Origin of the sequence: Fulvivirga kasyanovii (assembly GCF_009711405.1) — a bacterium.
Lineage (GTDB): Bacteria > Bacteroidota > Bacteroidia > Cytophagales > Cyclobacteriaceae > Fulvivirga > Fulvivirga kasyanovii.
Map to the genome: position 1 here is coordinate 1 of NZ_SMLW01000433.1, position 10,205 is coordinate 10,205.

Sequence of the window (10,205 nt, forward strand, 5' to 3'; positions counted from 1 at the left end):
AAAACCTCGATGCGGAAATATTTCTGGGAAAGTTTTCCTCACCGGATGGAAATGTTTTACTCAATTTTCAGGAAAATTATCCCCAATTATAAAATAACAGTGAATTTATTGTCTTTATTAGATAAAGTGAATTCCGGTTGGATAAAATCCGGCTACTTAAAAGCTTTAACAGGTTGTATGGTAATGTCATGAACTTTCCAGTCTATTTTCCGAACCTCTTTATAGGCTTCTTCTATTTTATCTATTAAATGATCGGCATGCATACCCGGATCACTGGGTATGATGAATACTTCGCCAAAGAATACAGCGCCGTTTTCTCTGAGCCTTATCCGTACATCTTTTACCCAGTCCTTATTTTTGAAGAACCAGTAAATTTGAAAGTCCAGTGGGTGTTTTTCATCATCTTTATCAATTTTAGTGGGTATTTGCTCTATGATATCAGTTATTGCGCCTTTTGTTCTTGTAAAGCCATCTTTCATAATACTCAAGGAAATTAATATAGCCATTACTGAATCGGCCCACCAAAGACCGAAGCCAATACCTATTATGCCGATAATTGCAGCACCTGCTGTCATCCAGTCCGCCTTCTGGGTATTGGCATCGGTAAAAAGTATTTTATTGTGAAGCTTTTTTGCGATGGGTAACTTCTTGCGCCCCAGGATCATTGCCGGAATGAAGCTCCAGAGTAGTGCCAGTATCATCACCCAGCCGAGCCATACGCTGTAACCAAAAATATAGATGTTGCCGATGGTCGGGTGTTCTCTTTTAAGTAATGCTATGGAAGAATCATAAAATGAAAACAGGCCAATGCCCAAAAGCGCAAATGAACCCAATAAAAAGGCCACTGAAAAAACTTTGTGCAGTCCGTAGAGGTACCTATGGTCAGGTGTCCTTCGGTCGTAAAAGAAATATGCTATCAGAAAAAGTACGGACGGAACAATGCTGAGCACATCTTCAAGAAAAGCCGCTTTCATGGCTTGGGAAGAGCCGAGAACAAAATAGATGGAGACGATCACCGTTACCAGGTAAAAGATGGTGATCCATTCGAGTTTCTTTCCTTTTGCCAAAATTTCTTTTTGTGCAGGCGGAAGTTCGTGGCTCTCCGTGTTTATAAACTTTCCTTTATCTCTTTCTTCTCCCATTCCCTTAGTATATAGTTCTCAATACTCTTCAATAAACCATTCTCTCCTTTGGGTATAGCTATTACATGTTCCACTGTACCCAGGTTATACTCCGATACAAACAGGCCCTGGCTGATCAGGTCTTCTTCAGAACCTGCCACTAAACCATCAGTTTGTATAACCCTGTCTTTCCAGATTGGAATGCCCTTATGCTTTACCACCGCCACCAGTGCATGGCTGGCCTTTTCAACTACGATCTCTTTACCTTCAATTTCATCCGGAATTTTGCTCTTATCTGTTGCCCCCACCTTTATTCTTTCTGTTTTATATGGACGTGTTAAACCAATGTGCTTTTTAAAGGCGGTCTGCTTGCTATAGCCGCCTATAGCTACATCAACCTCGTGTTCCTTCAATAACTCTACAATTAGCTCTTGAGAGCCCTCTATCCATTCAATTTGACTGTTAATAGTTTGTGCATAGCCCTTGATAAGTTCCACTTCAGTGCCTGACGGCTGATCATCATCAACTATAGTTAATCCGGGGCTTTCGGATATTCCTACACGTATAGTCTGATTTTTTATCTTATCTAAAGTATGATCAGGGTCTTGCGGATAGTTACAACTCCAGCATTGCGTTGCTATAACTACACAAATAAACCAGAGGGTTTTCATGATTTTTTCTGTTATAAAAATAAGTATGGTAAAGAGGGGCAAAGCATATGCCACCAAAACGGGAGCGGCCATCAATGTGCAGGTAGCCAGATATTTTGGAGAATTCGCGGCCTATGATGATAAGAAAACGGGTAGAGATCTCTACATGTATGCCGAAATACTAACCGTTTTATTAAATAGCTTGTTTTTTTGATTTACCCCAAACACTTTCTGTATCTCCCGGTTTTAAAAGTATATGATGATAACAATAATTATAGTGACCGTGGTTTTAATTGCCATCTTTATAGCTGTGGGTTATAAAAGGAAGAAGAAAAGCCAGGAGGAAAAGTAAATACTGTTTTAATATCGGCTATTTCATTTGCTTCTGAACGCGCTGTTCCTGATACATCCGTCTGTTCAATGTGGCTGAATATTCGCGGGCTTTTTTGTTTCCGTAGTCTACATAAGCTCTGTCTGCCCATGATTTGGCAGTGTTGAGGTCTCCCATGACTTCATACGATATGGCAATGTTATAGCATAGGTAGCCGGCTTCCTTTACTCCTGCACGGCTTATTCCACTTTCCCATTTTTTTGCTGCACCTTGCCAGTCATTGACGTCAGCCATGCGTGACCCTGCGGCTATTTCGGGTACTTTCTTCGATTTGCTGTAAAACTCCCGGGAGATCCTGATAGGCATGGGAGCTATTTTATAGGCATAGTCAGAGCCTGCCATTTTACCCATATAGCGGGTAGCATCAGACTTGGCAATGAGTCCGGCCAATGCATCTTTGGCACTTTTCCCCGCGGCCTGCCAGGTATTGGACTTGGAGATAAGTTGTTGGTCTACAATTGTCTTTTCTTTGGGATCATATACCCGAAACCCGATAGTAAGATTTCCTACACCCTCTGCATAAAATTCATCCACTTCGATCTCTTTTTTTACACCATCCTGCTCTATTTGTTTCTTAACCTTCCTTTTGCCATTGGTCACTACAAAATCCGTATCAAACATCTCTATGGCTACCATGACCTCACCGCCGTACTTGGATAATATTTGCTCTACCTTGGGCCAGGGCAGTGGAGCAGGGAAGGCCGAAGTAATGCTATTGCCTGTCAGTTGCTCACTGGCCACTTTGGTTTGAAAGCGCGGCGAAGCCATGAGCTGGTTTTGAAACGCTGTTATGGTGGCCTGTACACCGGCTTTATCTTCTCCGGGCATTTCCCCCGTAAGTATGCCTTCCACAATATTCACGGCATTCTTATCAAATCTTGAGCGGTCTACAATTACAATGGTATTGGCATAAGACGGAAACGTGATCTCTGCCGGGCGCATGGCATTCATGGTTACTATACGGGTGCCGGAGCAGGCACCAAGCAGCATTACAGCAAGCAGAGATAAGGCAATGAAATACCTGGCAGTAGATTTTTTCATATTTTTAGAAAAGGATGTTCTTTAACAATATAAAAATATACTGCTGATTTTGCCAGAAATATTTGCCAAATCCGGAGTTAATAAAGTGGTGTCAGAGCCATTTCTTTCGGCGGAAGAAAAGTAGCGTTGCTGCAGAGGAGAGGATCATGAGCAGGATAGCAAAGGGATAGCCCCAGATTTCGTCCAACTCCGGCATAAAAGTGAAGTTCATACCATACATGCTGGCAATCAGAGTAGGGGGCATGAATACCACAGTTACCACCGTAAAGATCTTAATGATGCGGTTTTGCTCCATGTCCACAAGACCCAGGAAGGTGTTTTGAAGAAATTCAAGCCTTTCGAAGCTAAAAGCCGTGTGATCGAGCAGCGAACCAACGTCTTTGATCATCACCCTGATGGTTTCATAATCATCTTTGGGGAAGAAGCGGCTTTTCAGAATAGAAGAGAGAATACGCTGTTTTTCAACTATATTTTCCCTTATAGCAATAGTGGTTTCCTGCAGGGAGGTGATCCTGATCAGCAGGTCACGTTCCAGGTCGTTATCTTTTACAAGGTCCTTACTGATGCCGGATATTTGATCCGTAATACTTTCTATGAGGTCAGCATCAAAATCAATCCTGGTTTCAAATAGGGTGAGCATGATGTCTGCACCGGTCTTTGGCTTGAAGATATTGATCTTTTTCAGGGTATCCGTAAATGTGTTGTATTCACCGGAGCGCTGGGTGATAAGGATGTTATTTTTAAGGATAAAAGATACAGGCTCATTGCCAAACCCACCCTCGGGATTCCGTTTCAGGAAGTTCAGGTTAATGCCCACTTCCTCTTCACTTTCAAGATAACGCGAGCTACTCTCAATCTCCTTACTTTCCTGACGGGTAAAAAGCTCAATTTCCAAAGCTTCCTCTATAAGGGATTTTTCTTCTTTCGAAGGTGACATCAGGTCTATCCAAAGCAGGTTGTTTAATGTGTCGGGAAGAACAGTAATGTCAGAGGCCACCACTATCTTGCCATTTTCTTTAGTTATTATCCTTATCAATTTTCCAGAATTTAAACCGTTGAGCGTACCGGCCGCTAAGGTAACTATTTATCATTGGCGGTTTGCAATAGGCGCCATTGGTTTTTTAGATTTTGTCTATTTAATAAATACGTTGATTGACAGGTACAATTTTATGTGAAAGAGCGTTTTAGTCTTAAATACTGCTCAGTCACGAATTGACAAAAAAGTTGTAAAAATGATAACACTGAGTAACAGGAGATGTTCTAAAGATAGATTGAAAAGCAGGTAGTGACATGACAATACTACATAACAGCAAAAGTGCTAATGTTTTTAATTTCCTGGCAATGAACAGGGTAATTACCCAGATTTCCAGGCCAATGAAAACTGAATCCGATGAAAATGTAGAATACCTTTACATTTCCAATTCTGCTTTCCTTACATTTTTCAACCAGCTTAACGAAAAAGAGGTCAAGTACATTGTCACAGGTAATCTTGCCGTGGCATTTCATGGTGTGATCATGCCCAGCAGCTATCTTGAGATCTGGGCAGAAGCAGATAAGGAAAATATTGAAAAATTGGAAAGTATCACCAGCCAGTCTATGGGTAAGCATCGGAAAGTGATCGATTCAACCATAAACAGTCTAGGAGAAAAATTTCCACTGAAAGTTCACCTTGAGCTGAATTACTTTCCCGCCAAAAAATTCAATTGGTGTTATGTAAAGTCAGAGACATCCATAGCCTCCGGAGTAAGTATACCCATACTGAGCCTGGATGACCTTATTGTGGAAAAAACAGCCTCTAACGATCCTGAGGATATGGAGATAGTGGAGGCGTTGGAGAATATGAGCTGGTGAGGGTTGTGTAACAGTAATACTCCAAAAGCACCGTAAAAATGTCGGCTTTACCAAACTTTAGAAAGTTTGGTAAAGCCGTTGTTCAGTCCTTTTAGTTATAATTCTGGATACAGTTAAGCGACGGACGGAGACAGAGCCTTATATGACTTCCCTGATCTTTACAGGTACCTTCTCTGTGCTTAACCGCTCATCCCTGATCAGCTTCTTGATCAATTGGTTGTGCTTTATACTGCGGGCTCTGGTTTGCAGGTGCCTGCTCAGCCTGATTTCAAAGTCGCTCAGCACATTCATATAATTGATGAAGGCCAGGTAAGGCGAAGGGTAGGGGGAGAAGTATTTATGGACCTGCCCGTCCGCAAAATCTTTGGTACTCATGTAGTAAAAGTGATCACTTGCCTGAAGGTACTGCCAATCTCTGAGAATCTCCTGATCATCGCACTTCCTGATCTTTTTCCTGAGCTTATAGAGGGAGTCAAAAGCATCTTTTTGCAGGTTATTGCCCAGCCAGGCACTTAGGTCTCTCGCCTCATCTGCCCAGGAAATGGTTTCAGGAACAGACAGAATATCGATCGGTTCAAAACTCTCCAGTGCTTCGGACGGATGAATAAACGCGTAGTCTGATGATGAGAATACATGAGCGGGTAGCTCCTGCAAAAACCGGAATATACCACTGTCTGCCCATTGGTGCTCTCCAAAGGTTTCATAATCCATAAAAAGGTTAACCACCTGATGCTGCTTTGGCAAGCGGTTAAGCCATTGGATGTACTTGTCGACACTTAGTGGCCATTGGCTCCACGACTGGTCCGAAAACCGGAAGGCAATATCGTCACTGAGTTTGTAGTTTTTGAGAAGTACCCCAAAATCGGAGGCCGGGTGAGCACGATACACATAATTCGGACTCTTGTAAGCCAGTACGCGATCAGCACCCTCCGTCAACATACCTTTAAAGCCCATTTCTGCCACCTGATGTGCGATGGCGTCGTTATAGATTAATTCTGTATTTCTGAAAACTTTAGGATGCTGTCCGAAAGTACTGTAAATCTTTTTTACATGTTGACGTACCTGCGTCCGGAACTCCTTTTTGGAGGCCACTGATGCCAGTGAATGGGCATAAGTCTCGGCCAAAAGTTCCACATGACTAGTGTCCACAAGTTTTTGAAAGCTGGCCAGCACCTCTGGTGCATATTTTTCAAACTGGTCCAGGGCGGTGCCTGATATGGAAAAGCTTACCTTAAAGTCACCCTTGTAGTGAGTTAAGAGATCGTAAAGAAGCTCATTGGCAGGTAAATAGCATTTTTCAGCAACCTTTTTAATGATTGACGAGTTCATGTCTTCATCAAAGTAGTTATGGCTGCGCCCTACATCGAAGAAGCGATAAGGCCTCAGCCTGAAAGGTTGGTGAACCTGGAAGTAAAAACAAATAGCACTCATACAATGGTTGGTTTTATAGTTTTACGATTACTGGCTTATTTCCGGTACATACGATTTAAGCTTTTGATAAACTTCTTCTATACCTGATGCTGACTTTTTCCAGTTCAGTTCTTTTAGGTCACTCTTTCCGTTTTCTTTAAACAGGCCTGAAAGACTATTATACTGCAGGAGGGCGGCTATGGCGTCAGCCAGTGCGTCCACATCCCAAAAGTCAACCTTGATGGCATTTTTCAATACTTCAGATACCCCGGATTGCTTGGATATGATCACCGGCACATTGGCCTGTATGGCTTCCAAAGGGGCTATTCCAAACGGCTCCGATACCGACGGCATAACAAAAACATCACTTATGGCATACATCTCATCCACTTCCGGACCATTTAAAAAACCTGTAAAGTGGAACCTGGAGCTCATCTTCAATTCAGCCACGAGGTCAATCATGGCATCCATTTTATCCCCGCCACCTGCCATAACAAACCTGACATCGGGAACCACGTCAAGCACTTTTCTTGCGGCCCGCACAAAATATTCCGGACCTTTCTGATAGGTGATCCTTCCCATGAAGGTTACCACTTTTTCCTGTACCCCTTTGGACAACCGGGTGCTGTCTGTACCTTTGGTCGTAATGCCGTTATGGACAACGCTTACCTTTTCGGGAGAGATTCCATATTTATCAATGACGATTTGTCGGGTATACTCACTTACGGCAATTATATGGTCTGCCCGCTCCATACCTTCTTTTTCAAGGTCAAACACTGCCTGGTTCACATTTTCCCCGGAGCGATCATACTCTGTAGCATGGATATGCGCAACAAATGGCTTTCCGCTGGCTTCCTTTGCAGCAATACCCGCAGGGAAGGTGAGCCAGTCGTGAGCATGAATAACGTCATATTCATAAGTGCCGGCTATTCCGGAAGCTACTACGGCATACTTATGCACCTCCTGCATGAGTTCGTTTCCGTATTTACCGGTCATCCGGAAACGCTTCAACCGGGATTTATCATCTGCAATAGTTAGTTGCTCCATTTCTTTTACCTCTGTATGCCCCGTTTCTTCTGGATCCAGCATGGCATATGGAGCCAGTGGTGAATGAGCTTCGATATATTGCAGCCGCTCTGACCACTTTTGTGTTACGGGTACAGCCGTATTGACCAATACATCACTGGCACTTACCAGTCTGAACGCTTTGCGATTTTCACCTCCGTATAGCTTCGGCACCACAAAAGTTACCTGTACTCCCTGTTGAAGCAGCCCCGTAACTATGCCATAGCAGGCAGTGCCCAGGCCACCTGAGATGTGTGGTGGGAATTCCCACCCGAACATAAGTACCTTCATTATAGATTATAGAGTTCTTTTGTTTTTGAAGATTTATTTTTTGTTATTTTTCTCTTTTTAGTTGAATATTGATCTATGAGCTGTTTTATTCTGAGTACCTCGGCAACACTCCACGCCTGTGAAATAGCGCCGCCAGGTACCGTATCATTGCCATTGTAAACTTCGCAAAGCGTTCCAAGTCCAAGTTCAACAATAGCCGGTTCAAGGTCTTTATACAGCTTTTTTATAAAACCTATGTCTTCTCCTTTTACTTTAATGTATGCTTCTGCAAACGGTCCCAGAAGCCATACCCATGCCGTTCCCTGATGGTAAGACATGTCACGTGTGAACTGATCTCCATAATATGTGCCTTTGTAGTTGGGGTCGGAGGGGGCCAGCGTTCTCACACCCCGGGCCGTAAGTAATTCACCCTTTATCTTGTCTACGATACTTTCAGCCATGTCGCCATTAACCGGACTGAACGGCAATGAAATAGCAAAGAGCTGGTTGGGCTTCAAAGACCAGTCGGTTGTTTCCCCATCTACACAGTCTGCCAGGTAGCCTTTCATTTCATTCCAGTAGGTGATAATGAATGAGTTTTTGATCAATTCAGGATAAGTATTCCACTGATTGACAAAACTTTCGTCTCCATATTGTCCGGCGGCTTGCAGCGCAAAATTTACAGCATTGTACCATAAGGCGTTCACTTCCACCGGCATGCCCGACCGTGGCGTAACAGGTGCACCATTTTGCATGGCATCCATCCAGGTCAGCGCATGGTTGGTATCACCAGACCTGATCAGGCCTGACTCCATCATATGGGTATTATAATGCGTGCCATTTTTAAAGTTTTCCAGTATCGATTTGATGGTGTCACCATATATTTCCCATACTATTTTATTATCTCCTGTATGCAGAGCATATTGTTGTAGTGCCCAGATGCACCATAATGGTGCATCTACGGAGTTATAGCTAATGTTTTTTCCCCTGCCGGTATTAGGAAAGAAACCATTATTCAATCCTTTCAGCATGGTATCCATCACCAGTCTGAAAACTTCCGGTTTTCCTGTGGCCAGGGTCAGCCCGGGCAGAGCTATAAAAGTATCCCGCCCCCATTGCCCAAACCAGGGCCAGCCTGCTATGATGTATGAACCTTCCTTTTCATGGACAATGAACTGCTCAGCAGCATTAAGCAGGCAGCTTTCAAAATCTTTTCTGGGAATAATGTTCTCCTTCTCCTGTTGGAAAGCACGCTTGAGCATCCGTGCTTTTGTCTCGGTAGTCCCAACCGCGAAAACCAATTCATCACCCTTTTGAAGCGTGTATTCAAAATAGCCAGGTACGAAAAGTGACTCTGCATAGTCATAGCCACGTTCCTGTTCCTTTTGATATTCTATGTTGTGATACCAGTCAGGAGTAGGTACAAAAACTCCCTTTCTGGAATTTTGAAAATACAATGGCTTATACCCGTGGAACATGCTGAATCTGAGGCCATTGGTGATTTCCTCAAAAGTGGCTTGTGCCTGAGCGTCTGTTGTTCTTATGGTATGGTAATTTCTGCAAGCCAGAAACGGCCTCAACTGTAGCTTAACCTTTCCTTTAGCCTCAATTATATGGTACCTGATCATCAATGTGTTAGTCTCTTTGGCAAGAATGATCTCTTTTTCAAGTAAGACTTCACCCATGTTGTAGATCCATTTTGGGGTTTGCTCCATGGAGAAGCTCTCCATATATTGCTGTCCTTCGGGAAAATGAATGCCCGGATATTGATGGACGGCCAGGGCATATCCTGTATCACCTTTCATTACGGTTTCATCCAGGTTGGCCAGCAGCACATGGTGTTGATCGTCAATCTGGGGCTGTGGGGCTACCAGCAGTCCATGATATTTCCTGGTGTTACAGGTTGAGGCAGTAGTGCTGCAATAAGCACCCAGTCGGTTGGTTAATAAGATCTCTTTTTCTTTCGAGTAAGAAAGATCATTAAGCAAAGGCTTGGTTAGTTTGATGTACGACATGGTTGGTTGGTTTTGGTGTACAACTTACAATACGTAATAAGCACTTTTATCAGCCCATATGCGATGATTCCGGTCATTCACCGCCACTGATCGTCATCATAATAACGTATCATAATTTACAATTAAATAAACACCCATGAAAGCAAGTTGTTTTATAAAATTGTTAAGCAAAATGGCCGTTTTTTAGAAGTTGTTGATGGTGAACTGTTTGCCGGATAAAAAAAATATTTACCGTTTTTACAAAATAGTTGCCGTACAGCCAAAGAAACTGTCGATTTGAACATAATAACATCCGATTACTCGCTGACATCGCCTACTTTTCCTACTAATTCCCCCGATATCTCTCGCAGAGCACTCGGCGTCATTAGAAGCAGAATCGTACTCGCTGGCA

The 10,205-nt window shown here is 43.1% G+C and carries 9 protein-coding genes; 2 read left to right on the forward strand and 7 right to left on the reverse strand.

Annotated elements, in window-relative coordinates:
- Positions 1-152: 152 nt before the first annotated feature.
- Positions 153-1,142 carry a cation efflux transmembrane domain-containing protein gene (locus E1163_RS06565; RefSeq protein ID WP_155170640.1) on the reverse strand — a complete coding sequence of 330 codons (990 nt, stop codon included), beginning with the start codon at positions 1,140-1,142 and terminating at the stop codon, positions 153-155.
- Positions 1,109-1,792: a transporter substrate-binding domain-containing protein gene (locus tag E1163_RS06570; RefSeq protein ID WP_185155990.1), complete on the reverse strand. Its 684-nt coding sequence runs from the start codon at positions 1,790-1,792 to the stop codon at positions 1,109-1,111. The genes E1163_RS06565 and E1163_RS06570 overlap by 34 nt, the downstream gene beginning before the upstream one ends.
- Between E1163_RS06570 and E1163_RS30460 the strand changes: the two genes are divergently transcribed.
- On the forward strand, positions 1,791-1,985 hold the full coding sequence (locus E1163_RS30460; protein ID WP_185155991.1) for a hypothetical protein: 195 nt from the start codon (positions 1,791-1,793) through the stop codon (positions 1,983-1,985). The two genes, E1163_RS06570 and E1163_RS30460, sit on opposite strands and share 2 nt — an antisense overlap.
- A 156-nt stretch (positions 1,986-2,141) precedes the next feature.
- Here the strand turns inward: E1163_RS30460 and E1163_RS06575 are convergent, their stop codons facing one another.
- Both E1163_RS06575 and corA read right to left on the reverse strand, forming a co-directional pair.
- The gene (locus E1163_RS06575) at positions 2,142-3,203 is read right to left on the reverse strand and encodes a DUF6340 family protein (protein ID WP_155170642.1); all 1,062 of its coding nucleotides are present in this window, start codon (positions 3,201-3,203) and stop codon (positions 2,142-2,144) included.
- A gap of 91 nt (positions 3,204-3,294) precedes the next feature.
- Positions 3,295-4,239: a magnesium/cobalt transporter CorA gene (corA, locus tag E1163_RS06580; protein WP_155170643.1), complete on the reverse strand. Its 945-nt coding sequence runs from the start codon at positions 4,237-4,239 to the stop codon at positions 3,295-3,297.
- A gap of 254 nt (positions 4,240-4,493) precedes the next feature.
- Between corA and E1163_RS06585 the strand changes: the two genes are divergently transcribed.
- Entirely contained in the window at positions 4,494-5,054 is a 561-nt protein-coding gene (locus tag E1163_RS06585; protein WP_155170644.1) for a hypothetical protein, read from the forward strand.
- Between the two features lie 138 nt (positions 5,055-5,192).
- Here E1163_RS06585 and E1163_RS06590 read toward each other — a convergent pair whose 3' ends face one another.
- The 3 genes from E1163_RS06590 to E1163_RS06600 are packed head-to-tail and all read right to left on the reverse strand — an operon-like array spanning position 5,193 to position 9,814.
- A complete protein-coding gene (locus tag E1163_RS06590) occupies positions 5,193-6,485 on the reverse strand; it encodes a glycoside hydrolase family 57 protein (RefSeq protein ID WP_155170645.1) in 1,293 nt (430 codons plus the stop codon).
- Positions 6,486-6,512: 27 nt separating this feature from the next.
- Positions 6,513-7,820: a glycosyltransferase family 4 protein gene (locus tag E1163_RS06595; RefSeq protein WP_155170646.1), complete on the reverse strand. Its 1,308-nt coding sequence runs from the start codon at positions 7,818-7,820 to the stop codon at positions 6,513-6,515.
- Entirely contained in the window at positions 7,820-9,814 is a 1,995-nt protein-coding gene (locus E1163_RS06600; RefSeq protein WP_155170647.1) for an amylo-alpha-1,6-glucosidase, read from the reverse strand. The genes E1163_RS06595 and E1163_RS06600 overlap by 1 nt, the downstream gene beginning before the upstream one ends.
- Positions 9,815-10,205: the final 391 nt, after the last annotated feature.